The 22,425-nt window shown below is 68.9% G+C and carries 20 protein-coding genes, 1 rRNA gene and 1 riboswitch; of the genes, 4 read left to right on the forward strand and 17 right to left on the reverse strand.

Features of this window, described 5'->3' with window-relative positions; all coding sequences use genetic code 11:
- Window positions 1-89 precede the first annotated feature (89 nt).
- From AB0J04_RS39695 to AB0J04_RS39710, 4 genes are all read right to left on the reverse strand, one after another.
- On the reverse strand, window positions 90-1,160 hold the full coding sequence (locus tag AB0J04_RS39695; RefSeq protein WP_363173530.1) for an endo-1,4-beta-xylanase: 1,071 nt from the start codon (window positions 1,158-1,160) through the stop codon (window positions 90-92).
- 52 nt (window positions 1,161-1,212) lie between these two features.
- Complete coding sequence (locus AB0J04_RS39700) at window positions 1,213-1,977, reverse strand: carbohydrate ABC transporter permease (RefSeq protein WP_363173545.1); 765 nt, start codon at window positions 1,975-1,977, stop codon at window positions 1,213-1,215.
- 110 nt (window positions 1,978-2,087) lie between these two features.
- Window positions 2,088-3,086, reverse strand: a complete 999-nt coding sequence (locus AB0J04_RS39705; protein ID WP_363173531.1) for a sugar ABC transporter permease — start codon at window positions 3,084-3,086, stop codon at window positions 2,088-2,090.
- 6 nt (window positions 3,087-3,092) lie between these two features.
- Window positions 3,093-4,385, reverse strand: a complete 1,293-nt coding sequence (locus AB0J04_RS39710; RefSeq protein ID WP_363173532.1) for an extracellular solute-binding protein — start codon at window positions 4,383-4,385, stop codon at window positions 3,093-3,095.
- A gap of 403 nt (window positions 4,386-4,788) precedes the next feature.
- Here AB0J04_RS39710 and AB0J04_RS39715 point away from each other — a divergent pair, with 403 nt between their 5' ends.
- The 3 genes from AB0J04_RS39715 to AB0J04_RS39725 all read left to right on the forward strand — a co-directional run bounded on the left by AB0J04_RS39715 (window position 4,789) and on the right by AB0J04_RS39725 (window position 7,871).
- Window positions 4,789-6,759: an amino acid transporter gene (locus AB0J04_RS39715; RefSeq protein ID WP_363173533.1), complete on the forward strand. Its 1,971-nt coding sequence runs from the start codon at window positions 4,789-4,791 to the stop codon at window positions 6,757-6,759.
- Between the two features lie 179 nt (window positions 6,760-6,938).
- Complete coding sequence (locus AB0J04_RS39720; RefSeq protein ID WP_363173534.1) at window positions 6,939-7,334, forward strand: helix-turn-helix transcriptional regulator; 396 nt, start codon at window positions 6,939-6,941, stop codon at window positions 7,332-7,334.
- 117 nt (window positions 7,335-7,451) lie between these two features.
- Window positions 7,452-7,871: a TOBE domain-containing protein gene (locus AB0J04_RS39725; RefSeq protein ID WP_363173535.1), complete on the forward strand. Its 420-nt coding sequence runs from the start codon at window positions 7,452-7,454 to the stop codon at window positions 7,869-7,871.
- Window positions 7,872-7,927: 56 nt separating this feature from the next.
- Here the strand turns inward: AB0J04_RS39725 and gcvP are convergent, their stop codons facing one another.
- Complete coding sequence (gene gcvP, locus AB0J04_RS39730) at window positions 7,928-10,813, reverse strand: aminomethyl-transferring glycine dehydrogenase (RefSeq protein ID WP_363173536.1); 2,886 nt, start codon at window positions 10,811-10,813, stop codon at window positions 7,928-7,930.
- Window positions 10,814-10,996: 183 nt separating this feature from the next.
- A riboswitch (glycine riboswitch) is annotated at window positions 10,997-11,092 on the reverse strand.
- A gap of 113 nt (window positions 11,093-11,205) precedes the next feature.
- Here gcvP and AB0J04_RS39735 point away from each other — a divergent pair.
- Complete coding sequence (locus AB0J04_RS39735) at window positions 11,206-11,577, forward strand: PRC-barrel domain-containing protein (protein ID WP_363173537.1); 372 nt, start codon at window positions 11,206-11,208, stop codon at window positions 11,575-11,577.
- A gap of 5 nt (window positions 11,578-11,582) precedes the next feature.
- On the opposite strand, the gene AB0J04_RS39740 is transcribed toward AB0J04_RS39735, so the two are convergent.
- From AB0J04_RS39740 to rrf, 12 genes are all read right to left on the reverse strand, one after another.
- On the reverse strand, window positions 11,583-12,044 hold the full coding sequence (locus AB0J04_RS39740; RefSeq protein ID WP_363173538.1) for a nucleotidyltransferase domain-containing protein: 462 nt from the start codon (window positions 12,042-12,044) through the stop codon (window positions 11,583-11,585).
- 115 nt (window positions 12,045-12,159) lie between these two features.
- Entirely contained in the window at window positions 12,160-13,521 is a 1,362-nt protein-coding gene (locus AB0J04_RS39745; protein ID WP_363173539.1) for a DNA polymerase IV, read from the reverse strand.
- Between the two features lie 67 nt (window positions 13,522-13,588).
- The gene (locus tag AB0J04_RS39750; RefSeq protein WP_363173540.1) at window positions 13,589-14,272 is read right to left on the reverse strand and encodes a MerR family transcriptional regulator; all 684 of its coding nucleotides are present in this window, start codon (window positions 14,270-14,272) and stop codon (window positions 13,589-13,591) included.
- 244 nt (window positions 14,273-14,516) lie between these two features.
- A complete protein-coding gene (locus AB0J04_RS39755; RefSeq protein ID WP_004934251.1) occupies window positions 14,517-14,990 on the reverse strand; it encodes a bifunctional nuclease family protein in 474 nt (157 codons plus the stop codon).
- 84 nt (window positions 14,991-15,074) lie between these two features.
- Complete coding sequence (locus AB0J04_RS39760) at window positions 15,075-15,812, reverse strand: MerR family transcriptional regulator (protein ID WP_363173541.1); 738 nt, start codon at window positions 15,810-15,812, stop codon at window positions 15,075-15,077.
- Between the two features lie 42 nt (window positions 15,813-15,854).
- Complete coding sequence (locus AB0J04_RS39765) at window positions 15,855-16,739, reverse strand: FHA domain-containing protein (protein WP_363173546.1); 885 nt, start codon at window positions 16,737-16,739, stop codon at window positions 15,855-15,857.
- 82 nt (window positions 16,740-16,821) lie between these two features.
- Window positions 16,822-17,655 (reverse strand): DUF881 domain-containing protein, encoded by an 834-nt coding sequence (locus tag AB0J04_RS39770; protein WP_363173542.1) that lies wholly within the window; start codon window positions 17,653-17,655, stop codon window positions 16,822-16,824.
- Window positions 17,656-17,660: 5 nt separating this feature from the next.
- The gene (locus AB0J04_RS39775) at window positions 17,661-17,993 is read right to left on the reverse strand and encodes a small basic family protein (RefSeq protein WP_020133151.1); all 333 of its coding nucleotides are present in this window, start codon (window positions 17,991-17,993) and stop codon (window positions 17,661-17,663) included.
- Window positions 17,990-18,895, reverse strand: a complete 906-nt coding sequence (locus AB0J04_RS39780; protein WP_363173543.1) for a DUF881 domain-containing protein — start codon at window positions 18,893-18,895, stop codon at window positions 17,990-17,992. Before AB0J04_RS39780 ends, AB0J04_RS39775 begins: the two co-directional genes overlap by 4 nt.
- A gap of 109 nt (window positions 18,896-19,004) precedes the next feature.
- Window positions 19,005-21,500 carry a mannose-1-phosphate guanyltransferase gene (locus AB0J04_RS39785; RefSeq protein WP_363173544.1) on the reverse strand — a complete coding sequence of 832 codons (2,496 nt, stop codon included), beginning with the start codon at window positions 21,498-21,500 and terminating at the stop codon, window positions 19,005-19,007.
- A gap of 112 nt (window positions 21,501-21,612) precedes the next feature.
- The gene (locus AB0J04_RS39790; protein WP_351916179.1) at window positions 21,613-22,221 is read right to left on the reverse strand and encodes a CDP-alcohol phosphatidyltransferase family protein; all 609 of its coding nucleotides are present in this window, start codon (window positions 22,219-22,221) and stop codon (window positions 21,613-21,615) included.
- Window positions 22,222-22,330: 109 nt separating this feature from the next.
- Window positions 22,331-22,425, reverse strand: a 5S ribosomal RNA gene (rrf, locus tag AB0J04_RS39795); the annotation flags it as partial.

Consider the following 22,425-nt stretch of genomic DNA (forward strand, 5'->3'; position numbering starts at 1 on the left):
CCTCGTACTGGACGTACTTGGGCTTTCGGCCGGTGCGGCGAGAGTGCGTGCCGGGCGTCGCGACGGGGCGAACGTTGCCTGCCGCGGCACTAGCTGAGTGCCTCCCGGATCGCGAAGTAGGCCGGCTTCGGCGCGAACTGCTCGTCCCAGGGCAGCGCGGCGCCCTGGCCGGGGAAGAACGCCGGGATCCACGAGTACTTGTCGGTGTAGTCCCAGACGGTGATGCCGACACACCGCCGCACCGCGAGGCACGCCTCGGTCATGTCCCGGTACCAGTCGGCCTGTTGGGCCAGCTTCTCGTCGGTCGCGGGCAGCAGCATCCGTACGTCGACCTCGGTGAGCGCGGTGTCCAGGCCGAGCCGGGCGAAGCGTCGGAGGTTGTCCTCCAGGGTCGTCGGATAGCCGTACTGGAGGGCGAGATGGGCCTGGAGGCCGATGCCGTCGAGCGGGACGCCCTGCGCCTTCAGTTCCTTGGCGAGGGCGTAGTAGGCGTCGCTCTTCGGGCCGACGGCCTCGATGTTGTAGTCGTTGAGGTAGAGCTTGGCCTTCGGGTCGGCCTGGTGGGCCCAGCGCAGGGCGTCGGCGATGTAGCCGGGGCCGAGCGTCTTGTAGAAGATCGTCTCGCGGTAGGTGCCGTCCTCGTTGAACGCCTCGTTGACGACGTCCCAGGCATAGACCTTGCCCCGGTAGTGGCGCGCCTCGGTCTGGATGTGGTTCTTCAGGACGGCCCGCAGCTCGTCCGCCGTCCACTCCCTGCCGGTCAGCCACCCGGGCAGCTGGCTGTGCCAGACGAGCGTGTGGGCGCGGATCTTCTGGTGGCTGGCCCGTGCGAGGTTCACGATCTCGTCGCCGGCCGTCCAGTCGAAGACGCCCTGCTGCGGCTCGGTGGCGTACCACTTCATGCCGTTGCCGGGGGTGATCATGTCGAACTCGTCGCCGAGGATCCTCGTGTAGGCGGTGTCGGTGAGTTCGGGGTTGTCGGTGGCGCTGCCGAAGTAGCGGCCGTGGCGCTGCGCGAGGTCGGCGAGGGTCGTCCGCGGCTTTCCGTGCGCGGGCGCCTCGTGCGCCTGGGCGGCCGGTCCGCCGACGACCCCGGCGGCGACGAGGACGGCGGCGAGCGCCCCGGCGAGTCTGAGCCGGGTGCGGGTGCTGATGGGCATGGTGCGACTCCTCACGTTCAGCGGGTTAGAGCCGTACGGATCCGCGCGCGCGTCATCCCTTCGTGGCGCCGGCGGCGAGACCGCCGACGAGCTGGCGCTCGGCGACGGAGTAGAAGGCCAGGGCGGGAACCATGGCGAGGACGAGATAGGCGAACACGCGCGCGTACTCCGCGGAGTACTGCCCCTGGAACTGCTGGACGCCGATCGGGATCGTCCACCAGGTGGGCTCGTTGAAGACCAGCAGCGGCAGGAAGAAGTTGTTCCAGCTGCCGACCACGGCGAGCACGGAGACAGTGCCGAGGGCGGGCCTGGCCATGGGCAGCAGGATCCGCCAGAAGAAGCCGAAGGGCCCGCAGCCGTCGAGCGTGGCCGCCTCCTCCAGCTCGGCCGGGATCTCCCGGAAGAAGCCGCGCAGGATGACGATGGTCACCGGCAGCCCGAACGCGGCCTGCGGCAGGATCACGCCGAGCGGGTTGTCCAGCAGGCCCATGGACCGCAGCAGCAGGAACAGCGGCAGCGCCGCCACCGCGAAGGGGAACATCAGCCCCATGGTGAACAGGGTGAAGAGCATCTCCCGCCCGCGGAAGGCGAACCGGGCGAAGGAGAACGCGGCGAGCGCGGACACCGCGACGACCACCACGGTCGTGCCGACGGCGATGAGGGTGCTGCTGCCGACCAGCCGCCAGAACGAACCGGAGCCGAGGATGTCGGTGTAGTTGGACGTGATCCAGGGGTCGGGCAGCCCGATGGGGTTGCGGGAGAGCTGGTCGGTGGACTTGAAGCCGGACAGCACGGCGTAGCCGAGCGGTACGGCCATCACCACGCCGACGATCCCGAGGACGAGGTGCAGCGGCAGGGTCCGGCCGGTCCTGCGGGCGTTCCGGGTGTCCCGGGCACTCCGGGCGCTCGGCCCGGTCTCGCGGGTTTTCACGCGCCGCCTCCTCGCATGGTCGTGGTGGCGCCCTGAAGGTCGCGGCGGAGCACGAACCGCTGGTAGGCGAGGGCGAAGACGAGGCAGATGCCGAACATGGCCACGCTGATCGCGCTCGCGTAGCCGACCTGGTAGCGCTTGAAGCCGTACTGGAACATGGTCACGGCCATCGTCTCGGAGTGGTGGTCGGGACCGCCCGCGGTGACGACCCACACCAGGTCGAAGAGCTGGATCGAGCCGATGACCGACAAGAACACGCTGATCCGCAGGGTCGGCGCGAGCAGCGGCAGGGTGACGTTGCGGAACCGCTGCCAGGGGCCGGCGCCGTCGATCAGCGCCGCCTCGGTCAACTCGGCCGGGATGGACTGGAGTCCGGCCAGGTAGAGCATCATGTGGAAGCCGAAGTACTTCCACGTCATGACCAGGAAGAGGGTGGCCATGACGGTGGAGGGATCGGCGAACCACTCCCCGCCCACCCCGTCCAGGCCGACCGCGTCCAGGACCCGGTCGGCGAGACCGTCGTCCGGGGCGAAGATCATGCTGAACAACACGCCGGTGATCGCCTCGGAGAGGATGTACGGCGCGAAGAACAGCATCCGGTACACGGCCCGGCCGCGGATGCGCCGGTTGAGCGCGACCGCGAGGGCCAGCGCGAACGGCAGTTGCAGGAGCAGCGAGAGGCCGACCAGGACCAGGCAGCGCCACAGGTCGCCCAGGAACACCGGGTCCTGGAACAGCCTCGTGAAGTTGTCGCCGCCGATGTAGTCCTCGGGCATGCCGAAGCCGCCCCAGCGGAAGAACGCGGCGTACAGCGCGAACAGCATCGGCAGCAGCACGAGCGTGCCGAACAGCACCAGCGCGGGCACCTGGAAGCCGACGGCGGTGAGCCAGTGCAGCGCCCGGCGCCGCGCCCGTCCCCGGGCCCTGTCCGCGGCCGGGGGCGGCAGGTCGACGTCCGGGCCGCTGCGCTTGTCCGGGAGGAAGGTGGAGGTCATCGTCGGCTACTGCTCTTCCTTCGCGACCTTGGTGATCGACTCGGTGACCTGCTGGGGCGACTTGGAGCCGGCGATGAGGGCGGCGACGCTGTCGTTGACCTCCTGGCCGAGGGCGGGCGCGTACGCCTGGTCGAGGTAGAGCTGGAACCCGGTGGCGGCCTTCAACTGGGCCTGCACGGCCTGGATGTTGGGGTCGGTGATGGCGTCCTCGGCGGCCGGGACGACGGGCAGCACTCCGGTCTTCTTGACCAGTTCGGTGTCCGTGACGGTCGAGGCGAAGAACTTCAGGAAGTCGACGGCCGCCTGCGGGGCGCCCTTGCGCAGCGCGTGTCCGCCGCCTCCGCCGAACACCTCGGTGATCGCGCCCTTGCCGTCGTCGACCGCCGGGAACGGGAAGAAGCCGAGGTCCGCGCCGAGCCCCTTGCCGGCGTCGGCCTCCACCGCCGGCGCCCACTGGCCCATGAGCTCCATCGCAGCCTTGCCGTTGCCGACGGCGGCGGCCTGGCCGGTCGGGCTGGAGTAGGCGGCGCCGAGGAAGCCCTTCTGGAACGGCTGCAGGTCCACCAGGTCCTTCAGGTGCTGCCCGGCCTGGACGAACCCGTCCCCGGTGAAGTCCTTGTCGTCGCCCGCCTTTCCCAGCGCGTCGATTCCGGCGGTGCGCATCGCGAGATACGCCCAGTAGTACATGCCGGGCCACTTCTCCTTGCCGGCCAGCGCGAGCGGGGTGACGCCGGCGGCCTTCAGCTTGCGCACGGCGTCGAGGAAGCCGGCCCAGGTGGTGGGCGGCGCGCTGATCCCGGCCTGCTTGAAGAGGGCCTTGTTGTACCAGAACCCGATCATGCCGATGTCGAACGGGATGCCGTACGCCTTCTCGTCGAGCAGATAGGGCTGCCGGGCGACCGACAGCAGCCCGTCCCCCCACTCCTTCGTCTTCTCCGTGAGGTCCTCGACGAGCCCCGCGTCGACCTGCTGCTTCAGGACACCGCCGCCCCAGGTGTGGAAGATGTCGGGGAGCTTCCCGGAGGCCGTCAGCGCCGTCATCTTCGACTTGTAGGCGTCGTTCTCCAGCTGGACGATCTTGATTTTCACCTTGGGGTTCTGGGCCTCGAACTGCTTGGCCAGTCCGGCCCAGACGTCCTTGGCCGGCTGGGTGGTGGAGATGTTCCACCACTCGATGGTGGTCGTCCCCGACGACGCTCCGTCCGAGTCGCCGCCGCAGGCGCTCAGTGCCGTCATGCTCAGACCGGCCGCGGCGGAGGCCGCCAGGAAGCCGCGGCGGGAGAGTGCCGGATCGCCCATCATGCGCTCCTTGATTGATCGAAAGTTTCGGTCCAGATCCAGAAAGCTTCGCTGCTGCCGCACCCTAGAGACACCCTCCGACGGGTGGCAACCCCTTGAACACAGGGAATCCAGGGGGCAGTTCAAGAGAGAGAACTCGCCGAGACCTCGACCATCGTCGAAACATTCGAATCCGATGGCGAACATTACGAAGCAGGCGGCGGCGCGCGGCCGATGGCCGGAACAGACCCGTGGACGCGTGACGCTGCGTGTCCGGCCCCTGGTCAGTCTTAACGGAAGCTTGACGCCGTCCGGACCGTCATCCGAGGGCCCGGGCATCACTCTCCGCTTACGCTGATTCCGCCGTCGGCCGCCCACCGAATGGCCGAATCCGCACGCTGTACCGCACATCAGGAGCACTCCGATGGCCACGACCGAGCACCCTCCCCCCAGTCGCCTGCGCGCCTGGATGCTGGAGGGCCTGTCCGACATGGGCAAGGGTCATGGCCGCCAGACGCCCGCCGCCGAGCCGGAGCCCCGGCCCGAGCAGCCCGAGCACAAGGGGCAGCGGTGGTACCGGGTGATGTGCCTGACCGGCGTCGACTACTTCTCCACCCTCGGCTACCAGCCGGGCATCGCCGCCCTCGCGGCCGGCCTGCTCTCCCCCGTCGCGACCGTCGTGCTGGTGATCGTCACCCTGGCCGGCGCCCTGCCCGTCTACCGGCGGGTGGCCGAGGAGAGCCCGCACGGCGAGGGCTCGATCGCGATGCTGGAGCGGCTGCTGTCCTTCTGGAAGGGCAAGCTGTTCGTCCTGACCCTGCTCGGGTTCGCCGCCACCGACTTCCTGATCACCATCACCCTGTCCGCGGCGGACGCCTCGACCCACCTGGTGGAGAACCCGCACCTGACCGACGCCCTGCACGACAAGCAGATGATCATCACCCTCGTGCTCGTCGCCCTGCTCGGCGCGGTGTTCCTCAAGGGCTTCCTGGAGGCCATCGGCGTCGCGGTCGCCCTGGTGGTCGCCTACCTGGCCCTGAACGTGGTCGTGGTGGCCGTCGGCCTGTGGCACGTCATCACCGAGGGCCATGTGGTCACCGACTGGTCCAGCGCCCTGACCGCCGAGCACGGCAACGTGTTCGCGATGATCGGCGTCTCCCTGCTGGTCTTCCCCAAGCTGGCGCTGGGCCTGTCGGGCTTCGAGACCGGCGTCGCGGTCATGCCGCACGTCCAGGGCGACCCGGGTGACACCGAGGAGCACCCCAAGGGCCGCATCCGGGACACCAAGAAGCTGCTGACGACCGCCGCCCTGATCATGAGCGTCTTCCTGATCGCCACCAGCTTCATCACCACGGTGCTGATCCCGGAGAAGGAGTTCGAGCCCGGCGGCCAGGCCAACGGCCGCGCCCTCGCCTACCTCGCCCACGAATACCTGGGCAACGCCTTCGGCACGGTCTACGACGTCTCCACGATCGCCATTCTGTGGTTCGCCGGCGCCTCCGCGATGGCCGGACTGCTCAACCTGATGCCCCGCTACCTCCCCCGCTACGGCATGGCCCCGCACTGGGCCCGCGCCGTCCGCCCCATGGTCATCGTCTTCACCCTGGTCGCCTTCCTGGTCACCTGGATCTTCGACGCCGACGTCGACGCCCAGGGCGGCGCGTACGCCACCGGCGTGCTGGTGCTCATCAGCTCCGCCGCGATCGCCGTCACCATCGCCGCCCGCAAGGCCGGCCAGCGGGGCTGGACGATCGGCTTCGCCGTCATCTCCGCGGTGTTCCTCTACGTCACCGTCGCGAACGTCATCGAACGCCCCGACGGCGTGAAGATCGGCGCCTGCTTCATCGCGGGCATCATCCTCGTCTCCCTCCTCTCCCGGCTGGCCCGCGCCTTCGAGCTCCGCGTCACGAGCGTCACGCTGGACGACATGGCGGAACGATTCGTCCGGGACATGGCCAGCCGCAAGATACGGTTCATCGCCAACGAGCCCGACCGGCGCGACAAGGCCGAGTACCGCGAGAAGATCGAGCAGATCCGGGCCGACAACGACATGCCGGAGCAGGAGGACTTCGTCTTCGTCGAGGTCACCGTCCTCGACCCCTCCGAGTTCGAGTCGGGCCTGACCGTCCGCGGCGAAGTGCTCCACAACCGCTACCGCGTCCTGACCCTGGAGTCCTCCTCCATTCCCAACGCCCTGGCGGCCCTGCTCCTCCACGTCCGCGACGCCACCGGCTGCACCCCGCACATCTACTTCGAGTGGACCGAGGGCAACCCCTTCGCCAACTTCCTGCGCTTCTTCCTCTTCGGCCAGGGCGAGGTCGCCCCGGTCACCCGAGAGGTCCTGCGCGAAGCCGAACCGGACCGCACCCGCCGCCCCCGCGTCCACACCGGCTGACGCCCACGGGTTCCCGCGCCGCGACCTTCCTGATCGACCGGAACCCGAGAACCCTCGCCCTCCCCCGCGCCCTGCTGGGCATCGGGGATGCCGTGACCACCGCCCGGCGCCCCCGGACCGAACTGGATCACCAGGTGCCGCGGCACCACAGCCGCCCCTCCAGCCCTATCGTGACCCGCATGCAGAGCTACACAATCGGCCAGGCGGCACGGCTGCTCGGCGTCAGCCCCGACACCGCGCGCCGCTGGGCGGACGCCAGCCGCGTGGCGACCCATCGCGACGACGCCGGACGACGCCTCATCGACGGCACGGACCTCGCCGCCTTCTCCGTGGAACTCGCCCGCTCGGACAGCGCGGAGGACGACACCCCGTACACCTCGGTCCGCAACGCCTTCCCCGGCATCGTCACCGCGATCAAACTCGGCGACGTGGCCGCACAGGTCGAGATCCAGGCCGGCCCTCACCGTCTGGTCTCCCTGCTGACCCGGGAAGCCGTCGAGGAACTGGGCCTTGAGGTCGGCATGGAGGCCACGGCCCGAGTGAAGTCGACAAACGTACACATCGACCGAGTCTGAGCGGCGAGGAACCCCACAAGCCGGACACCGGCCGGGATGGCAGCAGGGACTCCGACAGAACGGCGCGGAATCGAACATACCCGACATAAGGCGCTCAGAGCCCTACCGTTGACGCTCATGACCCTGAGCATCCGCAACCAACTCCCCGGCACCGTGACCGCCGTCCACCCCGGCGAGGTCATGGCCACCGTCAAGATCCATCTGGACGGCGGCCAGAACCTCACGGCCGCCATCACCCTGGAGGCCGTCGACGAGCTCGCCCTCACCGCAGGGACAGCCGTCCGCGCACTGGTGAAGTCGACGGAGGTCTCCCTGGCCACCGGCGCCGTCGACGGCCTCTCGATCCGCAACCGGCTCCCCGGCGCGATCACCGGCCTCACCGTCGGCGGGGTCATGGCCTCGGTCAGGATCAGTGTGGCGGGCGGCGAACTCACCGCCGCGATCACCAAGGAGGCGGCCACCGACCTCGGCCTCTTCGTGGGCTCCGACGTCGTCGCGCTGATCAAGTCGACCGAGGTGTCCCTGGCCACGGTGTAGCACGCGCGGGGCCCCGCCCACGACCCGGACGGGGCCCCCCTCGCTCACTCTGGGTATCAGTCCTCGTACGCGTCCAGCGGCGGGCACGAGCAGACCAGGTTCCGGTCGCCGAAGGCCTGGTCGACACGGCGCACCGGCGGCCAGTACTTGTCGACCGCGGACACCCCGGCCGGGAAGACGGCGTCCTCACGCGTGTACGCGTGCTCCCACTCGCCGCCGAGCGCGGCCGCGGTGTGCGGGGCGTGGTGGAGCGGGTTGTCCTCGGCCGGCCACGCACCCTCCCCGACCTTCTCGATCTCCGCGCGGATGGCGATCATCGCCTCGCAGAACCGGTCCACCTCGACGAGGTCCTCGGACTCGGTCGGCTCGATCATCAGCGTCCCGGCCACCGGGAACGACATCGTCGGCGCGTGGAACCCGTAGTCGATGAGCCGCTTGGCGACGTCGTCGACGCTCACGCCGGTCGCCTTCGTCAGCGGCCGCAGGTCGATGATGCACTCGTGCGCGACCAGCCCGCCCGGCCCGTTGTAGAGCACCGGGTAGTGCGGCTCGAGCCGCTTGGCGATGTAGTTGGCGCTCAGCACGGCCACCTGCGTGGCCCGCTTGAGCCCCTCACCGCCCATGAGCCGCACATAGGCCCAGGAGATCGGCAGGATCCCCGCAGAACCCCAGGGAGCCGCCGAGATCGGCCCCACCCCGGTCGCCGGCCCGGCGGCGGGCTGCAGCGGGTGGTTCGGCAGATACGGCGCCAGGTGCGACCGGACGGCCACCGGTCCGACACCGGGGCCGCCGCCGCCGTGCGGGATGCAGAACGTCTTGTGCAGGTTCAGGTGCGAGACGTCCCCGCCGAAGTGCCCGGGCTTGGCGAGCCCGACGAGCGCGTTGAGGTTGGCACCGTCGACGTACACCTGCCCGCCGGCCTCGTGCACCTGCGCGCAGATCTCACCGACATGCTCCTCGAACACCCCGTGCGTGGACGGGTAGGTGATCATCAGCACCGACAGCTCGTCCCGATGCCGCTCGATCTTCGCCCGCAGATCGTCGACGTCGATCTCGCCGTCCTCGGCGGTCTTCACGACGACGACCTTCATCCCCGCCATCACCGCACTGGCCGCGTTGGTGCCGTGCGCGGAGGACGGGATCAGACACACGGTCCGCTGCTCGTCCCCGTTGCCCCGGTGGTAGCCGCGGACGGCGAGCAGCCCGGCCAGCTCTCCCTGCGACCCGGCGTTCGGCTGCAGGGACACCCTGTCGTACCCGGTGACCTCGGCGAGCCGCTCCTCCAGCTCACGGATGAGCGTGAGGTAACCCTCCGCCTGCTCGGCCGGCGCGAAGGGGTGCAGCTGCCCGAACTCGGGCCAGGTGACCGGCTCCATCTCGGTGGTCGCGTTGAGCTTCATGGTGCAGGAGCCCAGCGGGATCATGCCCCGGTCGAGCGCGTAGTCCCGGTCGGCGAGCCTGCGCAGGTAGCGCAGCATCGCGGTCTCGGAGCGGTGCTGATGGAAGACCGGGTGCGCCAGGATCTCCTCGGACCGCAGCAGCCCGGCGGGCAGCGCCTCCTCGGTGGACGCGTCGAGCGCCTCGATGTCGCCGTCCACCCCGAAGGCCGCCCACACCGCGGTCACCTGGGCCCGCGCGGTGGTCTCGTCACACGAGATCGACACCTGGTCGGCGTCGACGAGGTACAGGTTCACCCCGCGCTCCCGAGCGGCGGCGACGACCTCGGCGGCCTTCGCGGGCACCCGCACGGTCAGCGTGTCGAAGTACGCCCCGTGCACGACCTCGACCCCGCCGGCCTCGAGTCCGGCGGCCAGGACCGACGCGTACCGGTGCGTGCGCCGAGCGATCGCCCGCAGCCCGTCGGGCCCGTGGTAGACCGCGTACATCCCCGCCATCACGGCCAGCAGCACCTGCGCCGTGCAGATGTTGCTCGTGGCCTTCTCCCGCCGGATGTGCTGCTCACGCGTCTGCAGCGCCAGCCGGTAGGCCTTGTTCCCGTCCGCGTCCACGGACACGCCCACGAGCCGCCCGGGCAGGCTGCGCGCGAACTTCTCTTGGACCGCCATGTAGCCGGCGTGCGGCCCGCCGAACCCCATCGGCACGCCGAACCGCTGCGTGGTGCCCACCGCGATGTCCACCCCCAGCTCGCCGGGCGACTTCAGCAGCGTCAGCGCGAGCAGATCCGCGGCGACGGTGACCAGCGCGCCCAGCCCGTGCGCCTGCTCGACGATCGCCCCGAGATCGCGTACGGCACCGGAGGCGCCGGGGTACTGCACGAGCACGCCGTTGATCTCGCGCTCTGCGATCGCCGCCGGAATACCCTCGCTCAGGTCGGCGACGACGACCTCCACGCCCGTCGGCTCGGCACGGGTCTCGATCACCGCGATGGTCTGCGGCAGCACGTCCGCGTCGATGAGGAAGAGGCCCTTCTTGTTCTTCCCCATGCGCCGGGACAGCGCCATCGCCTCGGCGGCGGCCGTGCCCTCGTCGAGCAGCGACGCACCCGAGGTCGGCAGACCGGTCAGGTCGGCGACCATGGTCTGGAAGTTCAGCAGCGCCTCGAGCCGGCCCTGGGAAATCTCCGGCTGGTACGGGGTGTACGCCGTGTACCAGGCCGGGTTCTCCATGACATTGCGCAGGATGACGGGCGGCGTGAACGTTCCGTAGTAGCCGAGCCCGATCATCGAGTCGAGGACCTGGTTGCGGTCGGCCAGCGAACGCAGCTCGGCCAGCACCTCGGCCTCGGTGCGCGCGCCCGGCAGGTCCAGCGCGTCGGCGTTCTGGATCACGGCCGGCACCGCGGCGGCGGTGAGCTCGTCGAGCGAGCCGTACCCGACCTGCGCGAGCATCTTGGCCCGCGCCTCATGGTCGGGCCCGATGTGACGCTGCTCGAAGGGGATTCCCTGTTCGAGCTCGGAGAGCGGAATGCGATGGGCGGTCATTACGGAGGCCTCCTGGTCTGACACGACCTTCGAGGGTCACCACGGCGCGGGTACCCGGACGACCTCCCCCTCTGTCATCTGACCTGAGAGCTTCACCGGCCGCCCGAGGGCGCCCGGCTTTCACCGTCGGTGAGAGCGGAAGCCGTCGACGCCGTCGGCACCCGCCCTGCTTTCCAGAGTGACCTCGTCCATGCGGTACGTGAGCCTGAGAGATTCCGGGGAGGAGTTGCTCCTTCGGCGCCTCCGATGATGTCCGGAGGACTCTCCCGCACGGGGTCAGCAGCCGTTGTCAGACTACCAGCGAGGTCAACGACGCCCCCTTCGAGTGGCCGCCCGTCCCGATGTGCTCTTTGGTAGTGCTTACGGATGAGTTGCGACCAAATGGAGGGCCCGTGCAGACCGACATCGATCCGCGCCATCTGATCGGCCGCAAGGCGTTCGACCGCAACGGCACCAAGATCGGCACCGTCGACGAGGTCTACCTCGACGACGCGACCGGTGTGCCGGAGTGGGCGGCCATACGAACCGGCCTGTTCTCCCGCGACGCCTTCGTCCCCCTGGAGCCCAGCGAGCTGGTCGAGGGCACCCTGCACATCCCCTTCGACCGGGCCCTGATCAAGGACGCCCCCGACTTCGGCGTGGGCCGCCATCTCTCCCCGGAGCAGGAACTCCAGCTCTACCACCACTACGGCCTCGACGTGGGCGCCGCTCCCCCGCTCCCCGATCACGACTTCGGCCGCCTCGCGGGCACGGACGAGAGCTGAGCCCCTCAGGCACAGGCCCGCATCAGCGCCCCGAGTATCCCGGCAGGGTCGTACAGCGGCCGGGCGCCATCCGTGACGACTCTTCGGGTACCGGCGTCGACGGGATCGGTCCGCGCCCAGCGCGGAGAGCCGACGCCCACCTCGACCTCCAGTCCTGAGGCGGTCGCGTACCGCCATTCGGTGACGGGCCCCCACGCCTGGACCCGGAGCACCTCTCCCAGGGACATCTCACCCGTCCACGCCTCGTCGCCGGCGTACCGGTCCGCCGCCGTCGACAGCAGCACGAGATCGACGTCCGAGTCGGGACGCGCGGCCCCACGCGCGCAGGACCCGACGAGGAGCAGCCCGACCACGTCGCTTCGGTTCGCGGACCACCGGGTGACCCGATCCACCACCCGCCGCATCTCGGCCTCACGCTCCGGCGACAGCTCGGCCGGGTCCGCGAACCGACCTCCGTGCAGTTTCATACAGCTCCCCCTCAGCTACCGGCGCCGCCTCTCCAGACACCGCCACCGCTCCGACCCACCCCGTACTTCGCGATACCGATACTTCGAACTCTTCACTCTGTGTAACCGATCGGCCTCACCGAGAGTTCCCGAAGTCGACCGCAGATCTTCGCGGCACCAGCGGCAGCGGTTCCGCCGGCTCCAGTCCCGGGTCGTCGGTACGGAACGTCCGCACCCGGCCCGGCCCCGACTCCGGCGTCTCGAACCGCACGGTGACCCGGCCGAGCCCGCTGCCCTGCACCCATCCGTGCCCGAGCTCGACATGCCGCACATCGTGTCCGGGACGCCACTGATGCTCGGCCCTCACCGGCTCCGCACGGACGGGCTCGTCCGCGAGTTCCACCTCGGCTCCCTCCGACCGCTCCTCCGCGGCCTGCGCGAACAGGTCCTCCTGGGTGAAGTCCGCCAGACCGCTCACACCCACCCCGAGGAGCCGTACCCCGCCCGTCGTGTCCACCGAGTCCAGCAAGCGGGCCGCCGCCTCCCGGATCACCGTCGGATCGTCGGTGGGCCCGCGCAGCGTCTCGGAGCGGGTGAGCGTCGAGAAGTCGTACCGCCGCACCTTCAGCACGATCGTCCGCCCCGACAGACCGGCCCCTCGCAGCCTGCGCACACACCGGTCCGCGAGCCGCTGCACCTCCAGCTCGACCCGGACCCGGTCATGGATGTCCACGTCGTAGGTGTCCTCGACCGACACGGACTTGGTCTCCCGCTCCGCCACCACGGGCCGGTCGTCACGCGCCAGCGCCATCGCGTACAGAGCGCGCCCGTGGGCCTTGCCCAGCAGCCGGACCAACTCGTCCTCACCGGCCTCCGCGATCTCGTCGACCGTGGTGATCCCGGCCCGCCTCAGATGGTCCCCCGTCGCCGGGCCGACCCCCGGCAGGATCCGCGCCGACATGGGTCCGAGCAACGCCCGCTCGGTGCCCGGCTCGATGAGCACCAGGCCGTCGGGCTTCGCCTGCTCCGAGGCGATCTTCGCGAGCATCTTGCAGGAGGCCAGCCCCACCGAGCCGGTGAGGCCCGTGACGGCCCGTATGTCCCCGCGCAGTCTGACGCCGGCCAACTGCGCCGACTCACTGTCCCAGGCCGCATCCCCGGCCTCCAGGTCCACGAAGGCCTCGTCCAGGCTCAGTGGCTCCACCAGTGGCGAAAGCGCTCCCAGCAGCGCCATGACCTGCTCGCTGATCGACCGGTAGAACGCGAAGCGCGGAACAAGATAGGCGGCGTTCGGAGCCAGTCGGCGCGCCTGGGCCATGGGCATCGCCGAGTGGACCCCGAAGACACGCGCCTCGTAGGAAGCGGTCGCGACCACTCCGCGGGGCCCCAGCCCGCCCACGACCACGGCTTTTCCGCGCAGACTCGGCTTGGACGCCTGCTCCGCCTGTGCGAAGAAGGCATCCATGTCGAGATGCAGGATGGTGGGCGCGTTTCTCACATGCCTGATGCTGCACCACACCACTGACAACGGCGTCGTACCGCCGCCCCGAGCCCGGTGCGGAGCCTCAGACCGCCCGGTTGCGCCGACGCGCCAGCTCATCCGCAGGATTGTGGCCGACGAGCGTCTCACCGGTGTCGACGCGCTCTCCGTGCAACTGGGAAAGCGCGTTCTCGACGTCCCGCCACACCACGCCCACAGCGATCCCGAAGACGCCCTGACCGCCCTGGAGCAGCGCGTGGACCTCGTCGGGCGAGGTGCACTCGTAGACCGTCGCGCCGTCGCTCATGAGCGTCATGCGCTCCAGATCGCTGAACCCGCGCTCCCGCAGATGCTGCACGGCGGTGCGGATGTTCTGCAGCGACACCCCGGTGTCGAGGAACCGCTTGACGATCTTCAGGACGACGACGTCCCGGAAGCTGTACAGACGCTGCGTGCCGGACCCGTGCGCGGGCCGCACGCTCGGCTCGACCAGCCCGGTGCGCGCCCAGTAGTCCAGTTGCCGATAGGTGATGCCCGCGGCCGCACAGGCCGTCGGACCGCGATAGCCGATCTGCTCGGACGCCATGGACGTCGCCCCTCCGCTGCTCGGCACGGCCGCCGGTCGCTGCGGAGCCTGGTCGGCCGCGCCACCCTGCTGGGGGTACCCCCTGCTCGAACGTAGCTGAGAGCTTGGGGGAGGGTACGGACCGCTCCCCCCGACACCGAGTCCGGGGGCACCCCCAGCCGTACCGTCGCCGCTGCTTCTCACGCCGACCTCCGTCCTTGACCTGCCTTCTCGACGGTAGGCAGTCACCAGGGGTGCGTCAACGATCGCCACACTCGGCACGCCGAGTGATAATCACCCTAGGAGTGGTTTCCCGCACCCCACCGCGGGGAAAGGCTAGCCGAATGCGCTGAGAAGTAGCCGTAGGACGCTCACAGTCGCCGCTGGCATTTGCCGGAAACGAGACGGCATTCATGTACAGGACACCCACACGTCTCGTATGTGCCGGCTACTGGTTGCTGGTGCCGAAGTCCTCGGGCGAGATCTGGTCGAGGAACTCGCGGAACTTCTCCACCTCGTCCTCCTGCTCGTCCGGAATGGCGATCCCCGCGTCGTCGAGCACCGTGTCGCTGCCGTAGATCGGCGTTCCGGTGCGTAGCGCCAGCGCTATGGCGTCGGACGGACGCGCGCTCACCTCGACCCCGCTGGCGAAGACCAGCTCCGCGTAGAAGACGCCCTCCCGCAGATCCGTGATGCGCACCTCGGTGAGCTCCTGGCCGACGGCTTCCAGCACGTCCTTGAACAGGTCGTGGGTCAGCGGTCGCGCGGGAGCCATGCCCTGCTGGGCGAAGGCGATCGCCGTCGCCTCCCCCGGTCCGATCCAGATGGGAAGGTAACGGTCGCCTCCCACTTCACGCAGCAGCACGATCGGTTGGTTGGAGGGCATCTCGACCCGGACACCTACGACATCGAGCTCGTTCACACAGCAACCCTAGGCCGTGCCCGGGACGTTTGGGTAGTCGGGCCGGGAACGGGTGACCGATCCGCCCATGGCGAAACCGCCCGCTCAGGGCAGCCGCACCCCGAGCGCGGTCTGCACCAGCGCCGCGTGCAGCCGCACCGTGAGCCCCGCCAGCTCCTTCGTACGGGCCTCCGCGAGCACCCTGGTCTGCGGATTGCGATGACGCTTGAGAGGGGCGACCACCTGGTCCACGAGCCCGGCCTCACGGTCGGCCGCGGCCTTCATCACCCGCAGATGACGGGGCTCGATCCCGAACCTCCCCAGCTCGGCGACGAGCGCGGCCACCGTGGCGGCCTCGGCGTCGTAGACGCCGTCCTCCAACGGCACGACGAGCCCGTAGGACTCCCACTCCTCGAGCTCCGGCTCCCCGATCCCCGCGGCCGCCAGCAGCTCGGACCGCCCGATCCGGGCGACGGTGGGCGCGTCCGACGGCTCCAGAAAGGCCTCACCGTCCCGCTGCCGGCCCACGGTCGGCAACGGCGCGGCCTCGCCCCGCTCCATGGCGTCCAGATGCTCACGGATGACCTTGAGCGGCAGGTAGTGGTCCCGCTGCATCCTCAGTACGTGGCCGAGGCGCTCGACATCCTGCGCGCTGAACTTGCGGTACCCCGAAGGGGTCCGCTGCGGCTCGATCAGCCCCTCCGACTCCAGGAAACGGATCTTGGAGATGGTGACTTCGGGGAACTCGTCTCGCAGCGCGTTCAGCACGGTGCCGATGCTCATCGGGCCACCGTCCGCGGCGGCGGTGCCCGGTCCGGCACCGCCCCTCGGTGTTTGAAGCATGGACCTTCCCTGGGTTCCCCCCGGATGGACTCCGGGGGAGGGTCAGTAACCCCGCTGGCTCGCGTAGAAGACCAGCCGGTACTTGCCGATCTGCACCTCGTCGCCGTTCGACAGAGCAACCTCGTCGATCCGCTCCCGATTGACATACGTGCCGTTCAGACTGCCGACGTCCGCCACCCTGAACGTGCCGTCCGGGTTGCGTCGGAACTCCACATGCCGGCGCGAGACCGTGACGTCGTCGAGGAAGATGTCGCTCTGCGGGTGACGGCCGGCCGTGGTCAGGTCGCCGTCCAGCAGGAAGCGGCTGCCCGAGTTCGGGCCGCGGCGCACGACCAGCAGCGCGGAGCCCAACGGCAGCGCGTCGACCGCGGCCTGCGCCTCGGGAGAGAGCGCCGGCAACTGCGTCTGGCCGGTGGCCTCGGCGTCGTAGGCCTCGAGACCCGAGATGGAGATGGTGGAGGTCGTCTCCGACGGACGCTCGGGCGTCAGCCCGGGGCGCAGCGGAGCTCCGCAGTTGGAGCAGAAGCGGCTGTTCTCCGCGTTGCGGTTACCGCACCTCGTACACACCAGGGCCGACATAGGGGAAAACCCTCCACCCGTACTTGAGGTTGACGGTTGGCCGAAACCTATGCCGCCGGACTGCGCAGGGTCAACCGACGCCGCACCCTGACCTCCGGAAACGTCACCGCCCGGACCACCCACCTGGTCCCTGAACAGCGGCCGCTGACCCTCCGCGTCGGGCTGTGCGCGATGACGAGCGGTCGCGTTGTCGCTGCCCTCTCGCGCGCTCTTGCCGAACAACTTCGCAAACAACTTCACGGGCGATTCCCCTTGACCGAAACAGACCCGCCCGTGGGGCAGGACGAACCCTGACTGAATACACCGGTCGACCCGGACATCTTCACAACGTCCGTGTCCACCTGACAGTTTCCACCACGCACCACCCGATCGGTGCGTCGACCCCCCGCAACCTCATGCCCCTGCCGCACGCCGCCCATGCACCCCCGGTTCACTGGGTCGACGACCGAGCGTAGTCAGGCTGCTTCGCGGCTCGCAAGGCATCCACGACGATCTTGCTCGACCGCTCGACGGTCACGGTGGCCTGCTCCTTCTCAAGAGTCTGCACCACGCCTCCAGGGATGTTCAGCGCCGGCTCGAGGTCCTGCGGATTACCGATGACCTTGAAACGAAACGGCGTGTTGATCTTGTTCCCGTCGACGCTCACACCGTCGCCGGAATCCGTCAGGAAGGTACCGGCGACGACCCTTACACCGTTCACCTGGATCGCCTCGGCCCCGGCCGCGCGCAGCTCCTGGATCGCGTCGAGCAACATGTCCGCCTCGACCGTCCCCTTCGTGTCCTCGATGGTCATCGTGATCCCGGGCCCCTGTGCAGCCACCGTGCCCGCCAGAATGCCGAGTTGTTTCTCCTTCTCGACCGTCTGCTTGCGGGCCTCCTCGGCCTGGTCGGAGCTGTTCTCCAGCTCCTGCTGCTGCTTCTCGAGGCCCTGCTTCTCGTCCGAAAGACGCTGACTTCGGTCATCAAGTTCATCAAGGATGCGCACGAGATCTTCCTGACGCGCGCCACGCAGGGCGTTCCCGCTGTCGCTGTTGGACGCGACCTGCACGGCCAGGCCGAAGCCGAGGCCGAACAGCAGCAGGGCGACAATAAGTTGCGCCCGGGAAACCCGCGGCGGCCAGATCCCCTGCACCAGCCGCTGCCGGCCGGTCAACACGGGACCGGCGGGCTTCTCCGCCTCCTCGTCCACGGACGACGTCACCGGGATCTCGTCCGGCAACTCCTTGCGCAGCCTGTTCTCGGGCGCCTCGCCCTGGTTGCTCATCCGCCTCACGCCCTGAAGACGTGCCGACGGATCGCCGCGGCGTTGGAGAAGATCCGGATGCCGAGGACGACCACTACACCGGTGGACAACTGCGACCCCACACCCAACTCGTCGCCCAGAAACACGATCAACGCGGCCACTACCACGTTCGACAGAAACGACACCACGAACACCTTGTCGTCGAAAATGCCGTCCAACATGGCCCGCAGCCCGCCGAACACGGCGTCGAGCGCAGCCACCACGGCGATCGGCAGATAAGGCACGACGGCTGCCGGAACCTCGGGCTGAACCAACAGGCCGGCCACGACTCCCACGACGAGGCCCAGTACGGCGATCACGATGTGCCCTTCTCACTTCTCGGCTGAGCTGTACGGACGATCACACTCGGTGCGGCGGGCAGCCGGACGTCGTCCACCACGGAAATGGCCGTCCGGATGCCGTAGTTCTCCTGCAGGGCGTTCAGATACAGCCCGTCCGCGCTGTTCTGGAACCTGGTGCTCAGGTTTTTCCCGTCCCCCACCGCGAGCACCGTGTACGGCGGCACCAGCGGCTTGTTGTCGACCAGTATCGCGTCCCCCGCGGCCCTGATCGCCGACAGCGCCGTCAGCCGCTGCCCGTTGATCGAGACGGCCTCGGCGCCCGACGCCCACAACCCGTTGACCACACGCTGCATGTCACGATCCCGCACCCGCCCGGTGTCGGAGAAACCGGAAGTCTCACGCGGATCGCCGTCACCGCCCGTGGTGGCTTCCTCGGCGTCGTCCACGACCAGCTTGACTCCCGGCCCGTGCACCTCTACGGCCCCCGACAGGATGCCCACCAGCGCCGACCGGTCACTGCCGCCGCTCTGCTCGAGCGCCTCCTGCTGCCGCGCGCTCACGTCGTCGCGGAGCTTGTCGACGGTGCTCTCGAGCTTGTCGGCAGCCTCCGTCTCGCGGTCGATGCGGTCGATCAGCTCCTCGCGCTCCTTGGCTACGACAGGGGCCGCGACCCGCGCCTGAGCCGCCCCGACGGTGACCACGAGGGCCGCGAGCACCAACCCCGCGGCGAGACCGAGCTTCGCCCGCACCGTCCTGGGCAGACCACCCGAGCCATCGGCCCGCTTACGGGCGGCGGCCTCTGCGTAGCCGTCGTCGAGGCTGTGGTCCATGACGTTGGTGAGCAGCGACATGGAGGCGTCCGGGCGCGACACGCGCGCGGGTGTGCTCCGAACGGGGGGCTGCTGCGGCATGCCGCACATCGTCGCACGTCGCGCCCAGTACCTCCGAATGGCCCCACCGGCGTGCCGGACAGGCCCCCTTGGGGACACTTGTCCGGCACGCGCGCGTGGGTGCGCCCGTGCGCGTGGTTCAGCGCCCGGCGCTGTCCACGACCGCCGACCACTCGTCGAGCAGAGCCTGCGCGGACGCGTCGTCCGGCCCCTCCGCCCACAGATGGGTGACGGCCTCGGCCGGGTCGGGCAGCACCATCACCCAACGCCCGTCCGTCTCCACCACCCGTACACCGTCGGTGGTGTCCACGAAGCGGTCTCCGGCCGCTTCGACGACCCGTCGCATCACGAGCCCCTTGACGGCCCACGGGGTCGCCAAATCCCGCTTCAGGACGTGCGCCCGCGGAATCCGCGCGTCGATCTGGCTGAGGGTGAGCTGCGTCCGGGCCACCAGCCCGATCAGCCGCACGAAGGCCGCCGTACCGTCGAAGACACTGCTGAACTCCGGGACGATGAACCCGCCCTTGCCGTCCCCGCCGAAGATCGTCGTCTCGTCCTGCCCGACCCGGGTGAGGTCATCGGGCGAGGTCGTCGTCCACTCGACCTGCGTCCCGTGATACGCCGCGACCTGCTCGGCGATCCGCGTCGTGGTCACCGGGAGGGCGACCCGTCCGCTGCGCCGCTCGGCGGCCACCAGGTCGAGCAGCACGAGCAGCGCCCGGTCGTCCTCGATGATCCGGCCCTTCTCGTCAACGAGAGACAGCCGTTCACCCACCGGGTCGAACCGCACGCCGAACGCGGCCCGCGACGAAGCAACGATCTCCCCGAGCCGCACGAGCCCGGACCTCCGCTGATCGCCCGTCTCGGTGGGCCTGGCCTCGTTCAGGCCGGGATTGATCGTCAGCGAGTCCACCCCGAGCTTCCCGAGGAGACTCGGCAGAACCAGCCCGGCACTGCCGTTCGAGGCGTCCACCACGACCTTCAGCCCGGACTCGGAGATCCCGGTCGTGTCCACGTTCCGCAGCAGCGACCCGGTGTACGAGTCGAAGACGCTGGCCGGGAAATACAGATCCCCGATCTCTCCCGGGAACGCCCGCCGGTACTCCTGCCGTGCGAACACCCGGTCCAGCTTCCGCTGACTGCCCTGTGACAGGTCCGAGCCCTGTCCGTCGAAGAACATGATGTCCACGGAGTCCGGCACCCCGGGCGAGGTCCGGATCATGATCCCGCCGGCACTCCCCCGCGCGGTCTGCTGCCGCGCCACGGGCAGCGGCACGTTCTCCAGGTCCCGTACGTCGATGGCGCTGGCCTGGAGCGCGGAGATCACCGCCCGCTTCAGCGCACGGGCGCCACGGGAGTGGTCCCGGGCCGTGGTGACGGTGGAACCCTTCTTCAGCGTCGTGGCATAGGCACCGGCGAGCCGCACGGCCAGCTCGGGCGTGATCTCGACGTTCAGGATCCCGGACACCCCGCGGGCGCCGAAGAGATGCGCCTGCCCCCGGGACTCCCAGATCACCGACGTATTGACGAACGCGCCGGCCTCGATGGTCTTGAAGGGATAGACCCGCACATTGCCCTGCACGATCGATTCTTCACCGATCAGGCATTCATCACCGATGACGGCGCCGTCCTCGATCCGGGCCGCTCGCATGATGTCGGTGTTCTTTCCGACGACACAGCCGCGCAGATTGCTGTGCTGCCCGATGTACACGTTGTCGTGCACCACGGCCTTGTGCAGGAAGGCCCCGCTCTTCACGACGACGTTGGACCCGATGACCGTGTGCTCACGGATTTCCGCGCCCGCCTCGACCTTCGCGTAGTCCCCGATGTACAGGGGCCCCCGGAGTACGGCATCGGGATGCACTTCGGCCCCTTCAGCCACCCACACGCCCGGCGAGATCTCGAACCCGTCGATATCGACGTCGACCTTGCCCTCCAGCACGTCTGCCTGGGCCTTCACGTAGCTCTCGTGCGTGCCCACGTCCTCCCAGTAGCCCTCGGCGATGAAGCCGTAGACCGGCTTGCCTTCCTTCATCAGCTGCGGGAAGACGTCACCGGACCAGTCGACGGGCACATCGGCCTCGACATAGTCGAAGACCTCGGGCTCCATGACGTAGATACCCGTGTTCACGGTGTCCGAGAAGACCTGGCCCCAGGTCGGTTTCTCGAGGAAACGCTCGACCTTGCCCTCTTCGTCGACGATGGTGATGCCGAATTCCAACGGATTGGGCACACGCGTCAGACAGACGGTGACGAGCGCGCCCTTCTCCTTGTGGAAGCTGATCAACTCGGTGAGGTCGAAGTCGGTGAGCGCATCGCCGGAGATGACGAGGAAGGCGTCGTCCTTCAACGCCTCCTCGGCGTTCTTGACGCTTCCGGCGGTACCGAGTGGCTTCTCCTCGTTGGCATAGCTGAGCTCCATTCCGAGCTCTTCGCCGTCACCGAAGTAGTTCTTGACCAGCGACGCCAGGAACTGAACAGTTACGACGGTCTCATTGAGCCCATGCCTTTTGAGCAGCCTCAGAACGTGCTCCATGATCGGCCGGTTGGCCACCGGCAGGAGCGGCTTGGGCATGCTCGAGGTCATCGGGCGAAGGCGTGTGCCTTCGCCTCCGGCCATCACGACGGCCTTCATGTCGGAAGCGTCCTCCTAAAGAGACGACGGTCAAGCCGACTTCACCCGTCCAGATTGTCCCGCACTTTTCCGCCGCGGGCCATCGAGCCACTGCTACCGCCGATCGGCGAGGTCAGCCGGCCATGGCGTCCGCACGAACGAGACGGCGGACCTGTACCACGTAGAGGACTCCTGCCCACCAGTAGAGCGTTGTACCCCATCCCGCGAACGCCCATCCGAAAATAGCAGCGAGTGACGCGAGCCACCCACTTCCGTCACTGAGAAGAAGCAACGGGAAGGCGTACATCAGGTTGAAGGTCGCAGCCTTACCGAGGAAGTTCACCTGCGGCGGCGGATAGCCGTGCCGCCGCAGGATGAGCACCATCACCAGCAGAACCAGTTCCCGCGCTACAAGTACAGCCGTCAACCAGATCGGGAGAATCTCACGCCAGGTGAGGCCGGTCAGAGTGGCGACAATGTAGAGACGGTCGGCAGCCGGGTCGAGGAGCCGGCCGAGACTGCTGACCTGATTCCAGCGCCGTGCCAGCTTGCCGTCCAGGTAGTCGCTGACCCCGCTCAACGCCAGCACGAGAAAAGCCCAGCCATCGCTCTTCGGGCCCCCGAACTCCGGCCTCAGGATCAGCCACAAGAACAGAGGCACGCCAACGAGGCGAGCCATGCTCAGGATGTTCGGGATGGTGAAGACCCGGTTTGTCTGGACACGGGTCTCTTGGACCTCCACCCGGGAGCCTCCAGTAGGAAATGAGCCAACGATGCCCCCTGACCTTACCCCAACGCAAAAAAGCTCCGGCTCTTGGGCTGTCTGCCCAAGAGCCGGAGCTCTAAAAGGAGTTCGGCGGTGTCCTACTCTCCCACAGGGTCCCCCCTGCAGTACCATCGGCGCTGTAAGGCTTAGCTTCCGGGTTCGGAATGTAACCGGGCGTTT

The sequence above is a fragment of the Streptomyces sp. NPDC050263 genome, assembly GCF_040655955.1.
GTDB lineage: Bacteria > Actinomycetota > Actinomycetes > Streptomycetales > Streptomycetaceae > Streptomyces.